Origin of the sequence: Paraburkholderia sp. MM5496-R1, assembly GCF_050436205.1 — a bacterium.
Taxonomy (GTDB): Bacteria; Pseudomonadota; Gammaproteobacteria; order Burkholderiales; family Burkholderiaceae; genus Paraburkholderia; species Paraburkholderia tuberum.
On record NZ_JBNDLT010000002.1, the window covers coordinates 3,476,219 to 3,499,271 of the forward strand.

Here is a 23,053-nt window from a genome sequence, read left to right on the forward strand (position 1 = left end):
GAAGTGGGTCGGCTACGGAAGTTGGCGGCGATGCTGGCGCAATCGCAGCAACACAGGTCGACCGTCCGGGCCCGGCCCTTTCGGCCGTTCGACACAGCGGGCTGGATTGTCAACAATGCGTTCTGGAAACGCATTAGCGAGGCGATCTATCACTCTGTCCAAATCGTGCATGCCGTCGAACGTGAAAAGAATTTTCGACGGCGCGAATTGCTTGATTATCCGCTCAACCTCTTCAAACTGGATCGCGCTCGAATGTGGGTCGTAGCGTTGCGTCGTGCGCGTCGACGCGTGAGTTTCCGCGCTTGCAACGTCATCAGGCGTCTGTTCGCGCGAAGCGTTTGCGAACAACGAGGCTAAAACTTTCCTATAACGTCATAGTTGACGAATACATCAATATTGGGTGTAATATCACAATACGTCCCAGACAGGTCGACTGACGACATAGCTGGCTGGCCGTTGGCAGCCGGCGATACCTGAAAGGTTCCCTTGTAGCCTAAGGCGCCTGGTGGCTGTAGTTTCCCGACTCCTCGTTGGCTCTCGTTTAAATGGATTGAACGCAAAAATGAAGAAGATTTTGATCGCCGCCGCAGTTGTTTTCAGCACTAGCGTGTTTGCAGGCGAAGCCCTCGTACCGAAGGTCTATCGCGAAATCGCCGTGGCGCCGACGAATCAGCGCGAAGCTGAAATCGCGTCGCTGTTCGATCGGTGGAATGAGGCGCTCGCAACGGGCGACGCCGACTCCGTTGCCAGGCTGTACGCACCCGATGCCGTACTGGAGCCAACGGTTTCCAATGAAGTCCGCACGACTCCCGCCAGCATCAAGGACTATTTCGTGAGGTTTCTGAAGCTGAAACCGCACGGTACGATCAACCTCCGCGAGATCCGCTTGCTGAGCGACGATTCGGCGCTGGACACGGGCGTCTATACGTTCGACACGGTGAAGAACGGCAAGCATCAGAAGGTGCATGCGCGCTATACATTCGTGTACAAGAAGGTTGATGGGGAGTGGAAGATCCTCAATCACCATTCGTCGGCGATGCCGGAGTAACACTCCATTGAACAAAGGGTCCGTGCCAGGCGATCAGATGTGAATGGCTGAGCGCGTTAGACGCCTCACGCCAATTGCTGCCGCGCATGCTTCACGCGCAGAATCGAGGGGAATTTCGGCCGCCAACCCTCATAGATCAAATGAAACTGTCAACTGGCCATTGAGTCCGGCTAGCCCCTCGATAAGAATTTAAGTTCAACGAATTCCAGGCGCCGCTCGGCCCTGTCGCCAGAATTCTGGATTGACACAATTAATTTGCACTACAAACCTCATGGCGGCCTCCGGAAACTTTCTCGAAGTCGACGCGCTCAGGATCGGCCTCCACACGGTCAGGCTGCTTGCCCGCGTCGATACCGATACGCGGCACGATGTCGTGGCTACGCTGAGAGCTGCCTAAAAGCGAGGCCAGCGATCCGGCCGGCGGCAACACCAACCGCGTGCGTTCCAGAGTCCGTTCCATCGCCATTCAAAGCGAACACATGCCACATTCAGTTGAAATCGCCGGCACAGTCATCTTCGGACTGGCCCTGCTCCATACGCTCCTCGCGAAACGCTTCGAGGTTCTGGCCCACCGGCACCCGCACCACGCGGGCCTGTTTCACTTTCTCGGCGAAGTGGAAGTCGTCTTCGGCCTCTGGGCCCTGATCCTGTGTCTGGCTATCGTCGCGCTGGCCGGTTCTGCGCAGGCCGTGGCCTATGCTGAATCGCGCTCCTTCACCGAAGCCCTGTTTGTCTTCGTGATCATGGTGATCGCCGCGAGCCGGCCCATTCTCGACGCGGTCACGACGCTCGTGTCGCACATCGCGCGGGTCCTTCCCGTCAAGACGGAAACAGGCGTCATCTGGCTTTCCCTGACCCTCGTTCCGTTGCTCGGGTCGTTCATCACGGAGCCGGCCGCAATGACGCTGGCGGCGCTGATCCTGCGAGACCGGCTTTTCAGGTCGCCGATCGCCGAACACTGGAAATATCTGACGCTCGCGGTGCTGTTTGTCAACGTGTCGGTCGGCGGCATGCTGACCGCCTATGCCGCGCCTCCGGTGCTGATGGTTGCCGCCGCCTGGGGATGGGACAGCGCGTTTATGGCGGCGCAGTTTGGCTGGAAGGCGGCCATTGCCGTGCTGGTCAACGCAACAGGCCTGCTGCTATTCATGCACCGCAAGCTCCCGAAGCACGCACAGCGCAACGAGGCGCCCGCCGCCGCGGTTCCCGTTCCGACGGGCGTCACGCTGATACACACCGGCTTTCTCGTCGCGGTGGTGCTGTCGGCCCATCACCCGGTTATCTTCATCGGCCTCCTGCTTTTCTTTTTGGGCTTCACGCAGGCATACGAGCAGTACCAGTCGCCGCTGATGTTGCGCGAGAGCCTGCTGGTAGCGTTCTTTCTCGGCGGCCTGGTTGTGCTCGGGGGGTTGCAGCGATGGTGGCTGCAGCCGGTCGTCGCATCGCTCGATGCTTACGCACTTTACGCCGGCGCGCTTGGCCTGACGGCGATCATGGACAACGCGGCGATTACCTATCTCGGCTCGCTGATCGCGGGCCTTCCGGACCAGGCGAAGTACATGCTGCTGGCCGGCGCAGTGGCTGGAGGCGGTCTCACGGTGATCGCCAACGCGCCGAATCCCGCAGGACTCGCCATCGTGCACAAGGGATTCCATGATGAGTCAGTCAGCCTGCTCGGCCTGTTGCTCGCTGCCGTCGTGCCGACGTGCGTCGTCTCGGCAACGCTGCTTTTGCTGTAGGCTGGCGCACCGCTGTCCGGTAGTGCGCCCAACTGGGTGCGATTCGATGGCGCGCAGTCGCAGGACGCCGGGCCACGATGAATAACGTCTTGCGGCGATAACCAACACCGGCCTGGATTTTGCACGAGACCACCACGACTGCGCAGGTCGCGGCCAGCGGCCTGACGAACGCGCGTGACGGCAGCCTGTACTTAGCCGCGCAGACCGGCATTCCATCCCCCTTCCAGTATTAACGACAGTTTCATTGCATTCTTGCGCCGGGGCGAATTCGTTTCGCTCCGGCGTTTCGTCGTTTGTAATTGCTTTGCGCCGCGAGGTACCCCGATGACGTTGCAGATGCGGAAAGTATCTGTTGGGTGAAAGGTGATTGTAATGGTGCGGTAAACCGATAAACTGGCTTCAACGACTAAGCACACAAGTTTCAGCCCCAGCGGTCGTTGTTTCGCTAACCCAGTATTTTCTGTTTCTGAAATTAAATTGGAGAATTAACCATGGCTAAAACATTCATTCCGGTTATCGCACTCGTTTCGGTCCTCGCTCTGCCGACGATGGCATCCGCTAACAGCAACGGCCCCCTCACCCGTGAGCAAGTGCGCGCGGAGCTGGCGCAGTTGCGGCAAGCGGGCTACGACGGCAACCACGGTGACGCGCACTACCCCACGCACCTCCAGGCCGCGCTGAAAAGCGTGGCGGCTCAGCCGGCACTCAGTGGCCACGGTGGCGTGAAATCGGGCTCGGCCGCTTCCGGCGCACCGACCCAGGTGGCCTCGGATCATTCGATCTACAAAGGAAGTTAATGGGCTATCAGCCGGATGGCCGGGCGCTTTCAACTGCCCGGCCCGGTGATCTCCGGCGAGCGGCATCGTCGCCGCTTCATCGTCTGCAACCGGGCCTGCATTCAGCCGCGCAGACCGGCATTCCATCCCCTTCCAGTATTAGCGTTTCATTGCATTTTTGCGCCGGCGCGAATTCGTCATTCGCTCCGGCGTTTCGTCGTTTGTAATTGCTTTGCGCCCACTGGGGTGACGTTGCAGACGCGACAAGTATTTATTGGGTGAAAGGTGATTGTAATGGCGCGTTAAACCGATAAACTGGCTTCAACGACTAAGCACTCAGGCTTCCGCCCCGGCGGTCGTTGTTTCGCTAACCCGTCTTTTCTTTCTGTTTCTGATGGAGGTCTCATGCAAGTCCTGTTCAAGTCCTGCGACATTGAAGCTGCACGCTTGCGCAGCTTTGCGCGCCAACGCACCCAGTTTGTGTTCCGCCGGATGGCCTGGCTGGTTTCCCGGGCCACCGTCAATCTCTCCGACGTCAACGGCCCGCGCCGCGGACTCGATAAGCGTTGCCAGGTGCAGGTGCAGGTGCCCGGTGCGAATCCGGTCGTGGTGACGTCGATTGCGAAAGACTGGCGCGGCGCCCTCGATCTCGCGCTTGCCCGCGCCGTTTCTTCGATCGTCCGCAGGCGCCAGGCGCGCGTCGCGAGGCGCCGCGCGAGTCAACGCGAGTGCACCTGGAGCGCTGAGCCTGATGCCGTCTAAGCAAGCCATGCTTGCACGGCTACGGTGGCATCGTACGAGCGGTATTGCTCGCTATTTGCGGTCCGCGATGGAAAGACGCGTTCGGGCGACCTTCGCGAGTTTCTGTCCTACACGAAAGAGATTCTTATGTATTCGCACACAATCAATCAGTTGCGACGCCTTGCGAGTGTCGTGACGCGTGGTGCAGCTGTCCTGGCCATGGCGCTAGTGCTCGTCGCGGGCACTGTCGCATCCAACCATGCCGAAGCGAAGCGTATTGGCGGTGGTAGTAGTGTCGGCCGCCAGTCGCAGACGGCGTCGCCGTCCGGGCAAGGCCAACGGAGCCAGCAAGCTCAACCGGCGCAGCAGGCCGCACCGGCGGCCGCTGCCGCGAAGCCAGCCAACCGCTGGATGGGCCCGCTCGCCGGCCTGGCCGCAGGACTCGGCATTGCCGCGCTGATGTCGTCGTTGGGGCTGGGTGAAGGGCTGGCCCAGATGCTGTCGAGCGTAGTGGTGATTGGCCTCGTGATTGTCGCCGGCATGATGCTGTTCCGCTTCCTTGCCAACCGGCGCCGTCCGGATCTCGCTTATGGGCACGACGCGGCGAACGGGCAGCGCATGAACGGCTCCTTGCTCATGAATCAGAGCGGGCAGGCGGCGCCTGAGACGAATTTCGGTGCCTGGCCGCGCACAGCGATGAATTCCGCCGCAGCGGCACAAACAACGACAGTGCCGGGGCTGCCTGTCGGGCTCGATCAGGCGGTCTTGCTGGCATCGGCCAAGACCTTGTTCCTGCGTCTGCAACGCGCCTGGGACCAGAACGAACAAGGCGACCTTTTCGAGCTGACAACCCCGGAAATGTTCGCGGTGATCAAGCGGGACCTGGAAGATCGGGGCAACCAGCCGAGCCATACGGAAATCACGCAGCTGGACGTGGAATTGTTGAGCACGGAACACAATGGCAGCGAAACACTGGTTAGCCTTCGCTTTCACGGCCAGATGCGCGAAGACGAGGACGCGCAGACGGCGCAACCGTTTGAGGAGGTCTGGAACATCGTGGGCCACGGGCATGGCGACCCCGCCTGGCGACTGGCGGGGATACAGCAGATTGGCCGTTAGCATCGAGCGCGGTCGGAACCGGCAGCGGCTCGCTGCCGGTTAGCCCACAAGCGCTATTGCGCGACTCGCAAACGGCAAAAAGACCAAAATCCGACGTCACACAAATCTGGGACTCATTTTATGCGCCGAGACTACTTTTCTCTTTACCTGGCCACTGTCACGATGACATGCTTGCTAAGCGCTTGCGCCGCCTCGCCGCCCAGCAGCCCGTCACCCGTTGTCGGTGCAGATCGCGATGCACATGGTTGTATTGGTTCGGCTGGGTATTCCTGGTGTGAATCCACGCACCAATGCGAACGTCCTTGGGAACTCGCCAAGCAGAAGGGTTTCGCGCTCTCGGCAGAACAGTTTGCTCACTACTGCACGACTGGATCAGCCGATTGATCAATGACTTCAATGCGCGGACGCGTCAACGATGGCCTCGGGCGAGCAGCGTGCATGCTCGATGGAATCGGCTTGGCCCCACTTGTCGGCACTGGCAGATTTCCTGATTATGCCGGCAGGAGGCTGTGTCGCATCCCCATCTCAAGGCGGCCATTCGGCCGACGGACAAGCAAACGGCAGGGCAGGGTCGCTATGCAGAGGTTTACATAGCGACCCACAACGGCCTGTTATCTTGATCCGAAACGGACGCTCACGCTGGCCGGATTTTCGCTTTCCAGAAATACCTTGCAACCGGTGAGGTTGAACCGGTTCGCCGCAGCCTCGGCTCCCCTTGCCAAGGCCGTTGCTGGTATAAATCACTGCCCAACGCGGGCTGCGAATCGTGGCTTGATGAGTTGGCGCTTGCCGAACACATGGCACGCGAATGTTGCGCCGATTCCGACGCTTCGTTGGAGGAAACGCGTTGGGACCACTCGCGCGCCTGATCGGGCGACTTAGACAGCGTCAAGCAGCACGGCCGGAAGGCCAACTTGATTGGCGCCGTCCACGACTATTCTGTCATCGGTTCATCCGCACGCACGCACGTGGAGACCACGTCGTTCGCATACGAGGCCGCGCTAATGCCGTACGGTTCATCCCCACGCACGTGGGGACCACACCAAGGACACAACGGCAAGGGTAGCGACAAGGTCAGACCGGCAGCGGGCGAACTCGAGCTACAACCTGGTGACGTGACAACGTACACCGAGTCCCGAATGGAGTCCTGCTGCGCGGTTATTATCCGGGCCCGGGCATGCAACGACACCGCCCAGCAAGGCCGTTTATCGGTGCGCAGCCTGTCTCGCCGCTGGATGCCGAATCGTGTCCCTGACGACCTGGGGAATGTTACCGCTGAACGGATGAACCGGGAGGGCCTTCTCACAGGTTATCCACCGCGACACCCGCCCGGGCCAGAGAAGGGCCGCGGGTGAGCCGTTGAACGAAACCGGTGTATCGGCCGACGGCAGAACGGACAGGGAACCTTTCTGCATGCCCCATAATATTCGTCGCCCCCTCCGTCAACCTGACAGTACCCAAGCTCGCACAGCCGGTACTCGATCTTCGGACTAACTACCTCGCCAGCCATCGCCGGAACTCTTCCCCGCATCAGCTCGCGGCCCCCGCTTCCATAAGCTTGCTGACGAGCTGCTTAAAGCTTGGCAACAGAAGCCTGTTCGCATAGCCGCTGAGGTGATCGCCATCGAAGACGAGCGGCCGGCCGTCGGCGGTGTGCGTTGAGCAGACCGAATCTGGGCACAGTCGTGGCAACGGGTCCCATACGCTAACTTCGGGGACCGCCTGCACGATGTGCGCATAGGATTCGAGCACCGGCGCCCGCAAGGCTTCCAGATCCGCACGGGCGATGCGGTCGCCGCCGGAACAGATGGGATTGTCGCGATTGAACCAGTCCGAACATCGGAACGGCTGGCTCCGAAACTCGGGTGTCGGCCCCTCCAGGATGACCTTCGCCCCTTTGGCTGCCAGTTTCTGCAAGATTGGAATGGCCTCTCGCACGCCGTCTACCCGGCTTTGCACGGCCTCTGGACCAAACATGTAGCCCCAGGCGCTCGAGTCGTCGAAGCGGGCCCACTCGTCGGAGAAACGTGGCAGCCGCAGCGAAGGCAGGAAGACCACGTCACCGGGCCTGACCTGCGCCTCGATTTGAGCGATTGCCGCATCCGTCCCCGGCGCACAGCTCGCCACCTCATCTTGTTTGCGCGGCAGCAAAGCAATGAACGGACAGCCTCCATTGTTGTACGCGAAGACCTTCACGCCAGTATCACGGGCGAATTCGCGCAACATCCTGTTGTAGGCCATCGCGTGCGAATCGCCGATCACGTACAGGCGCCCGCGATAGGTCGCCGGAAGCGAACATCCCGCACGCGAATATGTCCATACGGGCCCCCCGTTGAGCTTCGTCCTGTTCCACGTGTCCAGACATCCGTCATTGCTGGGCTCAAGGGGGCGGCTCGGATACCAGTCGTCGGCACGTTGTGACACCACGCTCAGCGACAGATTCAGTTTCAGTTGGGCTGCCTGAATGCCGACCCACAACAGCGCTGCGCACGTCAACGTAGCTAAGCCCGCACCTACGAGAGCGGGACGCCGCATGCCTTTCAGGACCGCCGAGCGCCGCACAGGATTCTCGACGTAGTACCACGACGCCGTCGCCAGCGCGAAGCTCAGTACGGCCGCAAGCACGCGCCAGACAGGCGCATCGATCCCCGTCGTCCACCGCAGCAGCACGATCACAGGCCAGTGCCAGAGATAAAGCGAATATGAGATCTTGCCGACGAAAGTCACCGCTGGTGAAATGAGCAGCCTGTGCAGCCAATCCCGCGGCGCTCTTCCGTGCAGCGCGTACAGTACGCCAAGCGTGCCGGCAACCGGCAGCAGCGCTCCCGGAAAAGGAAGCTGCTCCGGGCGCAAGACCTTGAAACCAGCCGCAAGCAGCACCAGCGAACCAACGAGCAACGCCATCGAACCCAGCGTCCCATTGCGGTCGATCACGCCGAGCGGGCGCTTCGCGAGCGCGAGGAACTGGTATAGCAGGATACCGGATGCCAATTCCCAGAAACGCCCTGGAATCAGGTAAAAGTTTAGCCCCTCATTTCGCCTCGAAAGCCACCATGCGCTCAACACGGACAGAGCGAGCCCGCCGGCGAACAGAACAACGCAAAGCGTCTTTCTCGGACGTTTGCTCACCCACATGAAGAAAAGCAATGGAAAGATCAGATAAAACTGCTCTTCTACCCCAAGCGACCAGGTATGCAGGTACGGGTTGAATTCGGCGCGTGGCGAAAAATAGTCATCACCGATGAACGCGAGCACCACATTGCTCAACCCAAAGAAAGCAAAGAAGCCGGTGTATTTGTTGGTATCGCTCAGCCACGCGTTTGGAATGAATAGTGCTGAAAACAAGCCGGTCACCAGCAGGCACACCCCGAGCGCTGGCACGATCCGCTGCACTCGACGCGAATAGAAATAGAACACGAAGCGCGACAACTGCATCGATTCGAGGTTTCCAACGGATGCGCTGACAACAAACCCGGAAACCACGAAAAAGATATCGACCCCTGCAAGCCCGCCGGGTAACCACTGCGCGTACAGGTGATAAACGATGACCGACAACACTGCGACCGCACGCAAACCGTCGATGTATGCCGCGTGCGCAGGACGGGCGAGTTGCGGCGCAGTAGTAGCGTTATGGCGTGGATTCATGGCATGAGAGTTAATGAGGCCGGTCGGAATCCGTGGACGCCAACGGGTTTAGCAGCGATCTTGTTCAAGTAGAAACGCTGCGTGAAAACCGCGGGAGACAGATAGTCAAGCTGCGCTTGTGTCCGCTGCCGGTTATAAGGGATCTCGATGTATTCCGTGATCTCTTGCTGCGCCCGCTGCCGACTGGCGAACCGCCGACGATAGGCCAACTCGCTCTTCAGCGTTCCCCAAAATGATTCGATCGATGCGTTGTCAAAGCAGTTTCCTCGTCTGCTCATTGAGGCTTGCATGCCGAACTGGCTGACAAGATTCTGGTAAGCATGCGCGCAATTTTGGCTGCCGCCCGCCGCAGGGTTGCCGGAACGTCTGCTCGCGCGGGGTTCAGACCTGCTCCGCTGATTCCGCGGCGATCATTGCATATTTCATCTCGATAAATAACCAGAAAAAGCCAAGGTGCCGTTGCCCTTTCTCTCGTTTGCTTTTACGGACGATTGTGACGTAAAAAGTTTAGGGAAATGTATAGGCCCGCGATGTATTTCGTGCGCTCCCCCACAGAAGCGATAAGAAATGTCGACTTCATCGTCGAGGAACTTCATCGGCGCGAACCGGAGGATCCATCGCGCATCGGTGCGACGCGCGTTGCCCTGCGGAACCAGCGTAACAATCTGCTTGCCTTCGCTGGCGTGCTGGACTAGAAGCTCGGCGCCATGGACCGCGCGAGCGGCGTTTCGGACCACCTCGTGCGGGCGACTTGTCTGCTGCACCGCAAGCCGGACACCTCCGTCACGTTCTGGCAGGCGTGGAACCGGCTGCACGCCGCCATCGGCCACAAGTTCCACGATCTCTACACGGCCGTGTCGCAGGCCCCCCGCGTCACAATGGTTGTCGCCTAGATAAAATTGGAATCTGGGGGCGATAAAGAGAGAACAAGTTGGCGCGTTACGGAAAGACATTCAAGGACAGAGCGGTGGCGCGGTTGCTGCCGCCGGAGAGCGCATCAGTGGAAGAGGTTGCGCGAGAGATCGGTGTGGGCGCGCAGACGCTGGAGCGCTGGCGCAGTGATGCGCTGTCCATGCCCGCTCGCGAGCGGGCATGGACAGCGGCCGCCCGTTTCGAGGCGGTGTTGAACACGGCGGCGATGGACGAGACGGCGCGCAATGCGTGGTGCCGCGAGCATGGCGTGTATCCGCAGGTTCTGGCGCAGTGGCGGCAAGCGGCCACGCAGGCGCTGGCCGAGCCCGAAGAAGCCCGCGCGAGCCCGCAGCAGACGAAGCAGGACCAGCGCCGCATCAAGGAGCTCGAACGCGAACTGCGGCGCAAGGAGAAGGCGCTGGCTGAGACAGCAGCACTGCAGGTACTGTCAAAAAAAGTCGCGGCGATCTTCAACACGGACAAGGGCGAGGACGAATGATCGGCCTCGAAGATCGCCAGCGGCTGGCCCGGGAAATCGAATCGGCCAATCGGGCTGGCGCACGGTTGCGTCTGGCCTGCGAGGTCGCCGGAATCGATGTGCGAACGCTGCAACGCTGGAAGGCCCATGAGGGGCTCGTCAAGGGCGACGCCAGGCCCGGCGCGATGCGCCCATTGCCCGCGCACACCCTGAGCCCGCAGGAGCGGGCAAACGTGCTGCGCGTAGCCAGCGAGCCGCGCTTTGCCGACATGCCACCGGCGCGCATCGTGCCGATGCTGGCCGACGAAGGCGTGTACATCGCCAGCGAATCGACCTTTGCACGCGTGCTGCGCGAGCATGGGCAGATGACGCGCCGTGGCCGTGCCAGAACGCCTTCGAGCGCCCGGCCGCCGACAACGCACGTCGCAACGGCGCCGCGCCAGGTGTGGTGCTGGGACATGACGTTTCTGCCGGCAACGGTAACAGGTCGATGGTTCCACCTGTACCTGATCCTGGACCTGTATAGCCGCAAGATTGTCGGCTGGGAGGTGCACGACAGCGACGCGGCCGAACACGCTGCTCATCTCGTACGTCGTACGGCGCTCTCCGAAGGCATTGCCGTCCCTGAGACCCGGCCGGTGCTGCACGGCGATAACGGTGCGACGCTCAAGGCCACCACCGTGCTGGCGATGCTGCACTGGCTGGGTGTCAAGCCGTCGTACTCGCGCCCCCGGGTCAGCGACGACAACGCCTACGCCGAGGCGCTGTTCCGAACCGCGAAGTACCGGCCGGAGTTTCCGGTCACAGGCTTCGAGGACCTGAACGCTGCTCGCACCTGGGCTGCCGGCTTCGTGCAGTGGTACAACTTCGAGCATCGTCATAGCGGCATCCGCTACGTGACACCTGCGCAGCGTCATGCCGGCGACGATCGTGCGCTTCTCGTGGCACGTCACGCACTGTACGCGAAGGCGCGCGCGTGCAATCCGGCCCGCTGGTCGCGTCACACGCGCAACTGGACACCGGTTGGTGCCGTGACGCTTAACCCCGAACGCGACTCAGTCGTCGAGATGGCGTCGATCAGCGCAAATAAACAGCCTCTGGCTGCATGAGTGAGGCGACAACCTGCTTGACGCGCGCCGGATGCGTGGAGGTAAATGCGCAGAAACGCGAGAATAGACAACATCTATCGACCAGCCCGTCGCGCTTGTCCGCGTGCGCTTGCCCATTCGCGTAGGGACATTGTCGTGACGCGCGAGGGAGAATTCACACAGCCAGTTCGAATAGGAGTCAACAGGCGGCATTGCGTCACATGTCTGGAAGACGACGACGTTGCATTCTGGGCATAATGGAAATGTCAATAACAGGTCGTTTTGTCGCGCAAAACGGACTGCATAGCTTGCTGCGAGCAGCCACATCGGGCCGTCGCACGCTGAAAACCCGCATGCAGTTCTGCACTGTCTGCGGCGTGCATACGCTGCACAAGTATCAGCGAGTGTCGATCCTCGCCATCCCGTTCTGGTGACTTTCGCGAACTACGCTGCCGGACCGCTCAAGGCCTTGAAAACGGCGCCGATAGCTTGAATATGTTGGGAGATGTATTGAGCGGGAGGCAATCGGTTAGGGGCCTTTCCAGTTGCGACCGTTCGACCGTTTGGTATAGTCCTGTGGTTAACTGGAATCGTCAACATGACAATCACATTCGATGCTCCGCCGCTCAATGAGGTTGCTCTCGGGCGCACGTTTTTGCAGCGCTCAGACTTCCTCATACCGCACTATGGGGCCTTTTTGGGACAAGATCAGGAAAGACTTCCCCAAGGTGGCGCATGCGGTACCTATCTATGGCGCCAACGAAGTGCTAGTGCCTGACATTTCCGGCCTAGTATTGCCGCGCGTATGGTTGATGTCGGAAGACACGACCCACTTGATCCAACTCCAACAAAACCGCTTCCACTTCAATTGGCGGCAGGACGCGGACAACAAGGCGACCTACATACGATTTCCGGCAGTCCGATCAGAATGCTTGCGGATTTGGGATCTGTTTGAGAAATTCATATCCCAGGAACTCGGTTCGCCGTTACAGCCTACGGGCGCCGAACTAACGTACATCAACATCCTGGAAGTCGGAAAATCCGGCGATGTCTTCCAGTATGCGCAGAGGGCTTTGCGAGACGTTGCTTGGGATTCGCAAAACCGCAAGTTGCCTGTACCTACACAGGGCAACGTGACGTACAGTTTTCCCGTTCCGAATGACGTTGGGGAACTACAGGTATCGACGCTCACTGGTCGAAAATTGGACGGTACGCAGGTTCTTAAGCTCGAATTGACGGTTCGTGGAAAGCATTCTGAAGAGCGGTCGTTCGGTGAATGGTCACAGTTGGCTCATGATTTTCTCGTAGAGGCTTTCAGGGACTTGACCACACCCGAAATGCACAACGAATGGCAACTTCGAGAGGAATAAGAATGGAAACAGAATACGCTTGGGCCGACCAAAATGCTCGAACCGACTCGATCGAGGCCATGCCTTTCGGTTTCCAGTTGCGTCTGCCGACGATGCGTTCCCAGTTCGCGTTGGATGCTAGTTCTGCTGGAGCAGTGTTGGCTAACAGTCTTTCCGTGCGAGACGATAGCGCTGCTGGAGCGGCCGTTGGGGAGGTTCCGTTGGATGACCTCCAGAGAAAGGAACGGATAGAAAAGAGGCTAATGGCAATTGAGACGGCTTTTTTTGAGGACTATGGCCGTCCGACTGATCAGGCGTCGCGTGAAGGGCTTGCCCGCTTTATGTTTTTGCCACCGGACGGCAGCGCGGCCCTTGTTGTCCGCTGAATCGACCGGGAAATTGATGGCGACGTGGGCGTCGGGGAGAGAGTGTCTCACTCTTCGCTTCAAGGATGGCTTTCGCTTCCAGTACGCCATTACCGTCACTGGAGAAAACGGCGTAAATCGCGACTGGGGCTCAGGCGACGTGGTGACTTTCTTTGAGCGCCATCCAGACGCCAAACGCCTAGCTTCGGGTCGGGGCAAAGGTGCTGCCTGATACAGATCACGTAGCGCGGACATGCAAGAAGTCATCGCTCGACTTGGATACAAATGAGCCGACACCAGCCTCGTTCGAGTTCCGGTTGGACGATGGTCAATGGAAAGACGCTTATCTGTCGGTTAATTGGCTGGAATACCTTCTCTGTGGAGCCGACCTTAGCGGGAAGCTTGCGGTTTTGCGCCAGTATCAGCTTGACGACCCTTACGACCTGCGCGCGCCTAAACCCACCCGAAGCAACGTCTACGCCGTTCTGCCGGTTTCAGCAATTCATGAGGTGCTGTTGGAAGTGTTCGGGGCTACGTTGGAGTGCCATCATGAGCCTAGCGCGAACGCAGCCATCGATCCGCACAGCGGCATTCATCCGCGGCCCGGTGTTAATACATGGCCGCTAGAGCCAGATGCGCCTGAGCATTTAGCGGTCCAGCAATTTCTCTATCAGTCGATTTCCTACCGGGAGAAGGGAATACAGTAGGGCTCTCGCGTTGTGGAAAAATGCTTACACATGCACTTACATGGATTTCAGAACGCAAAAAGCCCAGTCGCGAGGACTGGGCCAAGTGCTTGAATTCATTGGTGCCGGAAAGAGGAATCGAACCCCCGACCTTCGCATTACGAATGCGCTGCTCTACCGTCTGAGCTATTCCGGCATCAGGAGAAACGAAATTATAGGGACTACTTTAGTGCCTTGGCAAGCCCTTGAGGCATTTTTTTCTTTCGAGATCACTTCTTCGCTTCGAGGTGATAGCGGGTCACGCGATCGACCTCGTTCTTCGAGCCGAGGAACACCGCGACGCGCTCGTGCAGGCTCTTCGGCTGGACGTCGAGAATGCGCTTCTCGCCGTTGGTTGCGGCGCCGCCCGCCTGCTCGACGATGAACGCCATCGGATTCGCTTCGTACATCAGACGCAGCTTGCCCGGCTTGTCCGGCGTACGCTTGTCGGCCGGGTACATGAAGATGCCGCCACGATTCAGGATGCGATGCACGTCGGAGACCATCGACGCGATCCAGCGCATGTTGAAGTCGGCCTGACGCGAGCCGTCCTTACCCGCCTTCAGCTCGCCGATGTATTGCTGAACCGGCGGATACCAGTGGCGTTCGTTCGACGCGTTGATCGCGTACTCGCGCGTTTCGACGGGAATGCGCATGTCGCTTTGCGTGAGCACCCACGAGCCGAGCTCGCGATCGAGCGTGAAGCAGTTCACGCCGTTACCGGTGGTCAGCACGAGCACCGTTTGCGGGCCGTACACCGCATAGCCCGCGGCGACCTGCTGCGTGCCCGGCTGCAGGAATGATTGCTCGGTGGCCTGATGGCCGTCCGGGCAGCGCAGCACCGAGAAGATCGTACCGATCGACACGTTCACGTCGATGTTCGACGAGCCGTCGAGCGGATCGAACACAAGCAGATATTCGCCCTTCGGATAGTTGGCCGGAATCGGGAAGAATTGTTCCATCTCCTCGGAGGCCATGCCCGCGAGGTTGCCGCCCCATTCGTTCGCCTCGAGCAGAATTTCGTTCGAGAGGATGTCGAGCTTCTTCTGCACTTCGCCCTGGACGTTTTCGCTGCCCGCCGAGCCGAGCGCATCGCCGAGCGCGCCCTTGCTGACGTGGTAGCTGATCGCCTTGCACGCGCGCGCGACGACTTCGATCAGCAGGCGCAGGTCGGCGGGCAGGTTGTTGGTTTCGCGCTGCTGCTCGATCAGATACTTCGTGAGAGTGGTACGACGTTGCAAAGACATTGCTGTACTCCGGAAGGCTAGAAGAATGATGGGATTTTAACCGCTCGTTTGTGTCGGCTTCGTGCTTTTGGTCGCACGGCCGGCTTCAGGTCTTGCGGCGCGCCTTGGCCGAGACGGTGCCGCTGACGCTGGCCGCGAGGGCCGCGGCCCGGGCGTGTCCGGCCGGCACGCGGGGCAGTTTCGGGCGCTCGGCGCGCGGCATCGGTTCGATTTCCCGTTCGATCTGCTCGCCGGCGGCGGCGGTGGCGACGCGCAGGTCGTAGGCGATCTGCAGATTGAGCCAGAACTGCGCGCTGGCGCCGAAGTAGCGCTCGAGCCGCAGAGCGGTATCGGCGGAGATTGCGCGGCGGCCGCGCACGACGTCGTTGATGCGCGGCGCCGGCACCCGCAGCGCGAGCGCGAGCGCGTTGACGGACATGCCGAGCGGCTCGAGGAACTCGCTGCGCAGAATTTCGCCCGGATGGATCTCGGCAATGGCCGCGCCCGTATCGATGTGGGAGAAATCGATGCTGTTGAGCGCGGAGCGTTTGATGACCATGTCGGTCTCCCAGTAGTCAGTGATAGTCGATGATCTCGACATTCAGCGCGTCCTCGCCGACGAAGTGAAAACAGATGCGCCACTGCGCATTGATGCGGATGCTCCATTGCCCGCTGCGCTGGCCTTGCAAGGCTTCGAGCCGGTTTCCGGGCGGCGCGTGCAAATTCGAGACGGAGCTCGCGGCGTCGATCATCAGCAACTTGCGATGCGCTAGCGCCTGGATCGAGCGTGGCAACGAATGCACGAACCTGCCCTGGAAAATTCTTGCGGTGGCCTTGTCTGCGAATGTCGTGATCATCGAATCGTATAACGTACCGCGTTAAATGTAAACCATCAAACCTGTACGTATACTTTCTGCCCGGCGAGCTCCGATGAACAGTCGGCCAAACGGCTAACGGCGCGACACGAGCGCGTGAACGCAGCTGAAAACAACGCGAAAAAAAAAGCCGGCAACGCGTGCCGGCTTTCCGATGTGACTCGGGAACTCAGAGAGGCATCACGCCAACGCCTTCTCGACGATCTCGCGCACGTCGCGCGACTTGACCTGTGCGGCCACTTTCTCGAGCGCCGCGCGCATGCTGTCGCGCAGCGCCGGCGTGAAGCGTCGCCACAGTTCGAGCGAGCGCGCGAGGCGCGCGGCCACCTGCGGATTGAGCGCGTCGAGCGCGATCACCTGCTCGGCCCAGAATGCGTAGCCGGAGCCATCTGCCGCGTGGAACTGCGCGGGGTTGGCCGCGCAGAAGCTGAAAATCAGCGAACGCGCCCGGTTCGGGTTCTTCAGGTTGAAGGCCGGATGCGTCATCAGCTTGCGCACCGTATCGATCACCGGATGTCGTGCGCCGCCGCGCTGGGTGGCCTGCAACGCGAACCATTTGTCGATGACGAGCGGCTCCTTCTCGAAGCGTCGATAGAAGTCGTCGAGCGCGTGCTGCGCCTCGGGGCTGCCGCCTTGCGGCGCGGCCGCGTTGAGCAGCGCCGACAGCGCGGCCGCGCGGTCGGTCATGTTGTTCGCGGTTTCATATTGCGCGGCCGCGACACGCACGGCGTCCGCGGAGTCGTCGAGTTCGGTCAGATACGACAGCGCCAGATTCTTCAGCGCGCGATGACCGGCGGCCTCGGGCGTCGTTTCATAGGCGCCCGGCGTGCGATGCTGCTCGTAGACCTTCAGCCAGTCGTCACGCAGCGCATTCGCGAGGCGCTTGCGCACGAACTGCCGTGCCGCGTGCACCGCGGCCGGATTCGATTCGGCCATCTGCTCGGCCAGATACGCTTCGGACGGCAGCATCAGTGCGAGCTCGCGGAACGCCGGCGACAGCGTCTCGTCGGTCAAAACGCGCGCGAACGCGGCGACCACCGAGTCGTCGATCTGCAGCGCCGCGCCCGTGGCCGTGCGCGCGGCCAGCGCGAGCAACTCGCGCGTGGCAAGCCGCTGGCCGGCTTCCCAGCGGTTGAACGGATCGCTGTCGTGCGCGAGCAGGAACGCGAGCTGTTCGCCCGTGTAGTCGTATTCGACGATCACCGGCGCCGAGAAATTGCGCAGCAGCGACGGCAGCGGTTCCTGCCCGACGTTGACGAACGTGAAGGTCTGCTCGGTCTGCGTGAATTCGAGCACGCGCGTGGTCGACTCCGACGCCTTCGGCTCGCCGTCGAGCTGCAGCGGCAGATCGCGGCCGTCCTTGCCGATCAGACCGATCGCGAACGGAATCAGCAGCGGCCCCTTCTGCGTTTCGCGCGCGGCCGGCACGGCATCGCCGTAGCCCTGGCGCAGTGTCACGCTGTAGCGCTGCTGCGCGGCGTCGTAGCGCGTGCGCACCGACACGCGCGGCGTGCCGGCCTGGCTATACCAGCGCTCGAACTGCGCGAGGTCGCGGCCGTTCGCGTCGGCGAGCGCGTGACGGAAGTCGTCGCAGGTCACGGCCTGGCCGTCGTGACGCTTGAAGTACAGGTCCATGCCGTTGCGAAAGCCGTCGCGGCCGAACAGCGTCTGATACATCCGCACGACTTCCGAGCCTTTCTCGTAGACGGTCATCGTGTAGAAGTTGTTGATCTCGACGTAGCTTTCCGGGCGCACCGGATGCGCCATCGGGCCCGCGTCCTCGGCGAACTGCATCTGGCGCAGCACCCGCACGTCCTCGATGCGCTTGGTCGCGCGCGCGGCTTCGTCGGTGGCGCCGCCCGCCATGTCGGCCGAGAACTCCTGGTCGCGGAACACCGTCAGGCCTTCCTTCAGGCTCAGCTGGAACCAGTCGCGGCAGGTCACGCGATTGCCGGTCCAGTTGTGGAAGTACTCGTGTCCGACCACCGCCTCGATGTTCGAGAAGTCGGTGTCGGTGGCCGTTTCGGGGTTCGCGAGCACGTACTTCGTGTTGAAGATGTTGAGCCCCTTGTTCTCCATCGCGCCCATGTTGAAGTCGCTGACCGCGACGATCATGAAGCGGTCCAGATCGAGCTCGAGCCCGAAGCGCTGTTCGTCCCAGCGGATCGAGTGGATCAGCGAATCCATCGCGTGACGGGTCTTGTCGAGATCGTGCGGCTCGACCCACACCTGCAGCAGCTTTTCCTTGCCTGAGCCGGTCTTCACGCGTTCTTCGAGCGCGACGAGCTTGCCCGCGACGAGCGCGAACAGATAGCTCGGCTTCCTGAACGGGTCTTCCCAGCGCGCGAAATGGCGGCCGTCGGGCAACTCGCCTTGTTCGAGAAGATTGCCGTTCGACAGCAGCACCGGATAGTCGGCCTTGCTCGCGCGTAGCGTGACCGTGAAGCTCGCCATCACGTCGGGGCGGTCGAGGAAATAGGTGATGCGGCGAAAGCCTTCGGCCTCGCACTGCGTGAAGAAGTTGCCGCTCGACACATACAGCCCCGACAGCGTGGTGTTTTCCGCGGGATTGCAGATGCTGGTGAGGGTCAGCTCGAAGCTGTCCGGCACCTGGTCGAGCAGCAGGCCGTGCTCGTGGGGGTGCGCGTTCGGGAATGGCTTGCCGTCGATCGCGGCGCTGACGAACTCCAGTTGCTCGCCCATCAGTTCGAGATGCGCGGCGCGCGACGCATCCGGGTTGCGGCGAACACGCATCGTGTTTCTGACGACCGTGCGTTCGGGGACCAGATCGAACTCCAGCGCGACGGTGTCGATCAGGAAGGCGGGCGGCGCGTAATCGGCGCGGCGGATCAGATTGGGCGTTGCGGTATCGGCCATGGCGTTCTGTGGTGGTGTACTCGAGCGGTCGGGCGCGCAAACGGCGCGCGAGCCGGGCTTGGTCGACTCATTGTACAAAGCCTCGGGCAATCGTGCGGAAGGGAAGGGGGCCGAGTCTCGGCGCCGGGTAGCGCTGCCGCTTTCGACGGACAGGGGAAGAACCATTTACCGGCTGGCGAGGTCAGCGTATTATCGGGCGCCGCGCGTGGCGGAGCGCCGGCATCGTCCGCCGGGCAGCGGATCGCGCGACGGAATAATCTCGACTGAAGCAGAGTTTTAATTGAAGCAGAATAGATGCAATCAGAGGCATCACGAGGCAGACCATGAACATCGATCGATGGACCCGCCGCGTCGCGCTGCTGTTCGTCGCGCTGACGGCGCTGCTGTCCGGCTGCACGACCTACGTGACCACGCAGGTCACGGCGTTCTCGGACTGGAGCGGAAGCGACGCGACGCGCACCTATGCGTTCACGCGGCACGAGGATCAGAAGAACAACCTCGAACTGAGCGCGTACGAGCGGATCGTCGCGAACGAGCTCGCCTTGCACGCGTTCCGCGAAGTCTCGCACGACGATGCGCGCTATCTGGTCGAGCTCGCCTATGGCATCCGCTCGGACATCGTGACCGTCGCGCAGCCGGTCTACTACAACCCGTGGCCCGGTCCTTACTGGGGCCGGCCGTTCGATACGTGGGGACCGTGGGGGCCTTTCCCGGCGACGTACGTGAACCAGAGCTATCCGGTGTTCACGCATCTGCTCGGCATCCGGATCACCGAGCGCGCGAGCGGCCGGGAGGTCTACAACGTCACGGCGCGGAATGTCAGCGAGGAGTCGTCGCTGGTGCGGGCAATGCCATATCTGGCGCGTAGCGCGCTGGCTGATTTCCCGCTGGCCAACGGCGCGGTGCGCACCGTGAAAATTCCGCTCGGCGGCGGTGGCGGCGCGGACGCCAACGAAGTGTCGCTGCCGGCGGCCACGCCCCCCGCGGGCGCGGCGTCGGCGCCGAAGGCCGCGCAGTAGCTCAGACCCCGACCCCGAACAACGCCATCGCGCCCAGCACGACGAACATCACCGCGGCGATGCCGTGCACGAGCCTGGTCGGCAGGCGATGCGCGAAGCGGTCGCCGAGCAGGATCGCCGGCACGTTCGCGATCATCATGCCGAGCGTCGTGCCGCCCACCACGCCGAAGAAATCGTGAAAGCGCGCGGCGAGGGCGACCGTCGCAATCTGCGTCTTGTCGCCCATCTCCGCGAGGAAGAACGTGACGACCGTCGCGCCGAACACCCCGAAGTGCGTGCGGTTCGTGTTGGCTTCCTCTTCGTCGAGCTTGTCGGGCACGAGAATCCACAGCCCCATGCCGATAAACGACGCCGCCAGCGCCCAGCGCATGATGGTCGGCGTCAGCATCGAGCCGAGCCACGCGCCGAGCGCGCCGGCTCCCGCGTGATTGATCAGCGTCGCCGTGAGCACGCCGAGAATGATCGGCACGGGCTTGCGATAGCGCGCGGCCAGCACGAGCGATAGCAGTTGCGTCTTGTCGCCGATCTCGGCGAGCGCGACCGCTCCGGTCGAAATCAGAAAAGCTTGATTCACGTTGAACGGATTCCTCGGGCCGAAGATGAACGAGCGACGACCCACGACACGCCGGGCCCTGTTGCGGCGCGTGTGGATCATCGGTCTCGCCAGGCCAGAGGCTGCGACTGCCATGGCCGTGCAGGCCAAGTCTGTTGACAGGCGCCCCCGCGAACCACACGTGCGACGCACCGGCGAAGCGGTGCGGACGTGCCGCGGGGCGGCTACTCCCCAATGAGGGCCGGAGTATAGCAGGCGCGGGCGCATCATTGCCACGAATGTTGTTTGCACGCACGACGCGGCGTCGGTGTTTTCGCTCTGCGGCTTATTCGAAGAAAGACGAATGAAAGGTTTTTCGTCGGTTCCGGCGGCGTTGTCGCGCCAGCGCCGACGCACGAGATCGCCTTTCCGGTGCGTCGGCGCGGCCGGTCTTGTCAAATCGTCTAACAATGTGTTGCGTGACAGGCGCGGATACAGATGGATACGTCTTTCCTCGCCGATCTGATTCAAAATACCCGGTACTATTCGGCCACAAAAGGAGCCTGAGCCGCTATCCACTACACCGATTGTCAGGGGCGCCTGACAAATCGGCCCGATCGCCGGTGCTGCATTCCCTGACTGGCAGACTGGTCGGTCCCGGGCTGGAACTTCCCGATCCGCGCGGCGGCGCTCGCCGTGACGGCTGTGTATTCCGTCAGGCGCTTGAGCCCCTTCCCCGTTTCCACGCGCGAACACCAATATGCCCGATCTGCACTGGACCATTCCGGTCGGTCGCTGGTCTAGCTGGCCGGCTACCTCGTCTGCCGCACCCGATATCGGCTTCATCGAGCCGATCGTGCGGCGGCGTCTCAGCACGCTGTCCAAGCTGGCGCTCAAGGTCGCGCACGACTGCGTCGCGCAGGAACCCGCGCGCGTGGTGTTCGCTTCGCGGCACGGGGAGTTGCGGCGTACCACCGACATCCTGCGCAGCATCAGTGCCGGCGAGCCGGTGTCGCCGACCGCCTTCAGCCTGTCGGTGTTGAACGCGATGACCGGCGTGTTCGGGATTGCGCGCGGCGACCGCTCGGCCGCGAGCGCGGTATCGGCTGGAGCGCAGACGCTCGGCTATGCGCTGCTCGAAGCGTACGCGCAATACGCAACGCAACCGGATGCGCCGGTGCTGCTCGTGTATGCCGACGAACCGGCCGATCTCGCGTACGGCACGATCGAAGACGAAGTGCACGGCGGTGCGATCGCGGTGTTGCTCGACAAAGATGCATCGGCTGGGCAGGTTGTTTGCTCTTTGACCCGCGCTGACGAGGAGGTGGCCGAGCAATGCGGCGACCCGCGATCCGCGTTGAGCGACGCCCCGAGCTTTCCGACCCAGAGCCAGGCGCTGCTGCACTGCCTCGAAACCGGCCAACCCGCGCGCTGGCAGCGCGCCGGCGCGCTGTGGCACTGGAGGTGGGATGAGCGCGCGGCTTGATTACGCGTGGCGTTTTTGCGCGACTGGCCTCGCTTTCGTCGCGTTCGGCGTGTGCGGCGTGCTGTTTTCGGTACTCGTGTTTCCGCTCGCGTGGCTGTGGCCGCATCGCGCGTCGCGGCAGCGCGCGGTGACCGTCGTGATTCACCGGTTTTTCCGCGCGCTCGTCGCGGTGCTGCGCGGTCTCGGCGTGATGGAACTCGAAGTGTCCGGCGCCGAGGCGTTGTGCGCGGGCGGGCCGGCGATCGTCGTCGCGAATCACCCGACTTACCTCGACGTGATGGTTCTGCTGTCGTTGACGCCGCGTGCGTGCTGCGTCGTGAAGCACGCGCACTGGCACAACCCGTGTTTCTGGGGCATCGTGCGCGCGGCCGAATACGTGAGCAACGCGGACGCGATCGCGCTCGTCGAGGCCGGCGCGAAGCAGCTCGCGGCCGGCTACACGATGATCATTTTTCCGGAAGGCACGCGCAGCCCGGCGCCGAACCGGCTGCACGCGTTCTCGCGCGGATTCGCGCACATGGCGCTGAAGGCCGGCGCGCCGATCGTGCCGGTATTGATGGATTGCGATCCGCCCGCGTTCACGCGGCAGATGCGCTGGTACGACGTGCCGGCGCGCGCTTTCCGGATGCGCGTGAACGTGCTCGCGCCGCTTGGCGTCGACGAGCTGGCCGCGCACGACACCACCGCGGCCATTGCGGCGCGCAGCGTGACGAATGCCGTAGAAGCCCACATTACCCAGCACCTGTTCGACTATGGATTCTTTAAAACTGGAAATTAAAAAGCTTCTGATCGAAGCCCTCGATCTCGAAGACCTGAGCCCCGCCGATATCGACGACGACGCCCCGTTGTTCGGTTCCGACGGCATCGGTCTCGATTCGATCGACGCGCTCGAAATCGGCATCGTGCTGCGCAAACAATACCAATTGACCATCGTGGCGAACGACGAACGCACGCGCGAGCACTTTCGCTCGATCAACACGCTTGCCGCGTTGGTCGAGAGTCAGCGCGAAGCGGCGCACGCTGCGAACGAAACCGCAAGGAAGGGGGTTTAAT

24 protein-coding genes, 1 tRNA gene, 1 pseudogene and 1 riboswitch are annotated in these 23,053 nt (G+C 61.8%); of the genes and pseudogenes, 17 read left to right on the forward strand and 9 right to left on the reverse strand.

All coding sequences use genetic code 11. The annotated features are described in order from the left end of the window. Positions 1-30: 30 nt before the first annotated feature. The 8 genes from OKW38_RS23225 (at position 31) to OKW38_RS23260 (ending at position 5,807) form a co-directional block, all read left to right on the forward strand. Positions 31-357, forward strand: a complete 327-nt coding sequence (locus tag OKW38_RS23225) for a hypothetical protein (RefSeq protein ID WP_429363208.1) — start codon at positions 31-33, stop codon at positions 355-357. A gap of 205 nt (positions 358-562) precedes the next feature. Next, on the forward strand, positions 563-1,048 hold the full coding sequence (locus OKW38_RS23230) for an SgcJ/EcaC family oxidoreductase (protein ID WP_429363209.1): 486 nt from the start codon (positions 563-565) through the stop codon (positions 1,046-1,048). A gap of 271 nt (positions 1,049-1,319) precedes the next feature. Continuing rightward, entirely contained in the window at positions 1,320-1,445 is a 126-nt protein-coding gene (locus tag OKW38_RS23235) for a PliI family lysozyme inhibitor of I-type lysozyme (protein ID WP_143037115.1), read from the forward strand. Positions 1,446-1,527: 82 nt separating this feature from the next. Then, positions 1,528-2,787: a putative Na+/H+ antiporter gene (locus OKW38_RS23240; RefSeq protein WP_429363211.1), complete on the forward strand. Its 1,260-nt coding sequence runs from the start codon at positions 1,528-1,530 to the stop codon at positions 2,785-2,787. 491 nt (positions 2,788-3,278) lie between these two features. Then, positions 3,279-3,584: a DUF4148 domain-containing protein gene (locus OKW38_RS23245; protein ID WP_429335161.1), complete on the forward strand. Its 306-nt coding sequence runs from the start codon at positions 3,279-3,281 to the stop codon at positions 3,582-3,584. 384 nt (positions 3,585-3,968) lie between these two features. Then, complete coding sequence (locus tag OKW38_RS23250) at positions 3,969-4,325, forward strand: hypothetical protein (RefSeq protein WP_090801418.1); 357 nt, start codon at positions 3,969-3,971, stop codon at positions 4,323-4,325. A 126-nt stretch (positions 4,326-4,451) separates the two neighbouring features. After that, positions 4,452-5,423 carry a Tim44 domain-containing protein gene (locus OKW38_RS23255; RefSeq protein WP_429363212.1) on the forward strand — a complete coding sequence of 324 codons (972 nt, stop codon included), beginning with the start codon at positions 4,452-4,454 and terminating at the stop codon, positions 5,421-5,423. A gap of 120 nt (positions 5,424-5,543) precedes the next feature. Next, a complete protein-coding gene (locus OKW38_RS23260; protein WP_429335159.1) occupies positions 5,544-5,807 on the forward strand; it encodes a hypothetical protein in 264 nt (87 codons plus the stop codon). A gap of 1,146 nt (positions 5,808-6,953) precedes the next feature. Here the strand turns inward: OKW38_RS23260 and OKW38_RS23265 are convergent. The 3 genes and pseudogenes from OKW38_RS23265 to OKW38_RS23275 all read right to left on the reverse strand — a co-directional run bounded on the left by OKW38_RS23265 (position 6,954) and on the right by OKW38_RS23275 (position 9,907). Next, positions 6,954-9,068 (reverse strand): acyltransferase family protein, encoded by a 2,115-nt coding sequence (locus OKW38_RS23265; protein ID WP_429363214.1) that lies wholly within the window; start codon positions 9,066-9,068, stop codon positions 6,954-6,956. After that, positions 9,065-9,409 (reverse strand): annotated as a pseudogene (locus OKW38_RS23270) (transposase); the annotation flags it as partial. The gene OKW38_RS23265 and the pseudogene OKW38_RS23270, both read right to left, overlap by 4 nt. Before the next feature lie 81 nt (positions 9,410-9,490). Then, positions 9,491-9,907 (reverse strand): hypothetical protein, encoded by a 417-nt coding sequence (locus tag OKW38_RS23275; RefSeq protein WP_429363216.1) that lies wholly within the window; start codon positions 9,905-9,907, stop codon positions 9,491-9,493. Positions 9,908-9,999: 92 nt separating this feature from the next. On the opposite strand from OKW38_RS23275, the gene OKW38_RS23280 reads away from it, so the two are divergent. The 5 genes from OKW38_RS23280 to OKW38_RS23300 all read left to right on the forward strand — a co-directional run bounded on the left by OKW38_RS23280 (position 10,000) and on the right by OKW38_RS23300 (position 13,967). Next, positions 10,000-11,567, forward strand: a protein-coding gene (locus tag OKW38_RS23280) for an IS3 family transposase (RefSeq protein WP_429363218.1) whose coding sequence is annotated in 2 segments (ribosomal slippage) — positions 10,000-10,438 and positions 10,438-11,567 — 1,569 coding nt in all. Because the reading frame shifts where the segments join, the coding sequence is not laid out codon by codon here. A gap of 287 nt (positions 11,568-11,854) precedes the next feature. Beyond that, complete coding sequence (locus OKW38_RS23285) at positions 11,855-11,980, forward strand: hypothetical protein (RefSeq protein WP_429363220.1); 126 nt, start codon at positions 11,855-11,857, stop codon at positions 11,978-11,980. 252 nt (positions 11,981-12,232) lie between these two features. Beyond that, positions 12,233-12,916 carry a TIGR04255 family protein gene (locus OKW38_RS23290; RefSeq protein ID WP_429363803.1) on the forward strand — a complete coding sequence of 228 codons (684 nt, stop codon included), beginning with the start codon at positions 12,233-12,235 and terminating at the stop codon, positions 12,914-12,916. Positions 12,917-12,918: 2 nt separating this feature from the next. Further along, positions 12,919-13,281, forward strand: a complete 363-nt coding sequence (locus tag OKW38_RS23295; RefSeq protein WP_429363221.1) for a hypothetical protein — start codon at positions 12,919-12,921, stop codon at positions 13,279-13,281. A gap of 296 nt (positions 13,282-13,577) precedes the next feature. Next, positions 13,578-13,967 carry a hypothetical protein gene (locus OKW38_RS23300; protein WP_429363223.1) on the forward strand — a complete coding sequence of 130 codons (390 nt, stop codon included), beginning with the start codon at positions 13,578-13,580 and terminating at the stop codon, positions 13,965-13,967. Positions 13,968-14,066: 99 nt separating this feature from the next. Here OKW38_RS23300 and OKW38_RS23305 read toward each other — a convergent pair. The 5 genes from OKW38_RS23305 to pepN all read right to left on the reverse strand — a co-directional run bounded on the left by OKW38_RS23305 (position 14,067) and on the right by pepN (position 18,963). Next, positions 14,067-14,142 (reverse strand) — tRNA-Thr (locus OKW38_RS23305). Between the two features lie 73 nt (positions 14,143-14,215). Beyond that, positions 14,216-15,232 (reverse strand): class 1 fructose-bisphosphatase, encoded by a 1,017-nt coding sequence (locus OKW38_RS23310; protein WP_184053084.1) that lies wholly within the window; start codon positions 15,230-15,232, stop codon positions 14,216-14,218. An 85-nt stretch (positions 15,233-15,317) separates the two neighbouring features. Then, entirely contained in the window at positions 15,318-15,770 is a 453-nt protein-coding gene (locus OKW38_RS23315; RefSeq protein WP_429363225.1) for a HigA family addiction module antitoxin, read from the reverse strand. A 16-nt stretch (positions 15,771-15,786) separates the two neighbouring features. Beyond that, a complete protein-coding gene (locus OKW38_RS23320; protein WP_090801404.1) occupies positions 15,787-16,068 on the reverse strand; it encodes a type II toxin-antitoxin system RelE/ParE family toxin in 282 nt (93 codons plus the stop codon). 198 nt (positions 16,069-16,266) lie between these two features. Beyond that, entirely contained in the window at positions 16,267-18,963 is a 2,697-nt protein-coding gene (gene pepN / locus OKW38_RS23325) for an aminopeptidase N (protein WP_429363226.1), read from the reverse strand. A 323-nt stretch (positions 18,964-19,286) separates the two neighbouring features. Between pepN and OKW38_RS23330 the strand changes: the two genes are divergently transcribed. Continuing rightward, positions 19,287-19,982 (forward strand): DUF4136 domain-containing protein, encoded by a 696-nt coding sequence (locus OKW38_RS23330; protein WP_429363228.1) that lies wholly within the window; start codon positions 19,287-19,289, stop codon positions 19,980-19,982. Between the two features lies 1 nt (position 19,983). On the opposite strand, the gene OKW38_RS23335 is transcribed toward OKW38_RS23330, so the two are convergent. Continuing rightward, a complete protein-coding gene (locus OKW38_RS23335; protein ID WP_090805421.1) occupies positions 19,984-20,556 on the reverse strand; it encodes a TMEM165/GDT1 family protein in 573 nt (190 codons plus the stop codon). 10 nt (positions 20,557-20,566) lie between these two features. Beyond that, positions 20,567-20,780, reverse strand: a riboswitch (yybP-ykoY riboswitch). 494 nt (positions 20,781-21,274) lie between these two features. Between OKW38_RS23335 and OKW38_RS23340 the strand changes: the two genes are divergently transcribed. Genes OKW38_RS23340 through OKW38_RS23350 form a run of 3 tightly spaced genes read left to right on the forward strand, consistent with a single transcriptional unit; the run spans position 21,275 to position 23,052 of the window. After that, on the forward strand, positions 21,275-22,000 hold the full coding sequence (locus OKW38_RS23340; RefSeq protein ID WP_429363230.1) for a beta-ketoacyl synthase chain length factor: 726 nt from the start codon (positions 21,275-21,277) through the stop codon (positions 21,998-22,000). After that, a complete protein-coding gene (locus OKW38_RS23345; protein ID WP_184027438.1) occupies positions 21,984-22,778 on the forward strand; it encodes a lysophospholipid acyltransferase family protein in 795 nt (264 codons plus the stop codon). The genes OKW38_RS23340 and OKW38_RS23345 overlap by 17 nt, the downstream gene beginning before the upstream one ends. Further along, positions 22,753-23,052 carry a phosphopantetheine-binding protein gene (locus OKW38_RS23350; protein ID WP_090801395.1) on the forward strand — a complete coding sequence of 100 codons (300 nt, stop codon included), beginning with the start codon at positions 22,753-22,755 and terminating at the stop codon, positions 23,050-23,052. Before OKW38_RS23345 ends, OKW38_RS23350 begins: the two co-directional genes overlap by 26 nt. The last annotated feature ends 1 nt before the right edge of the window (position 23,053 follow it).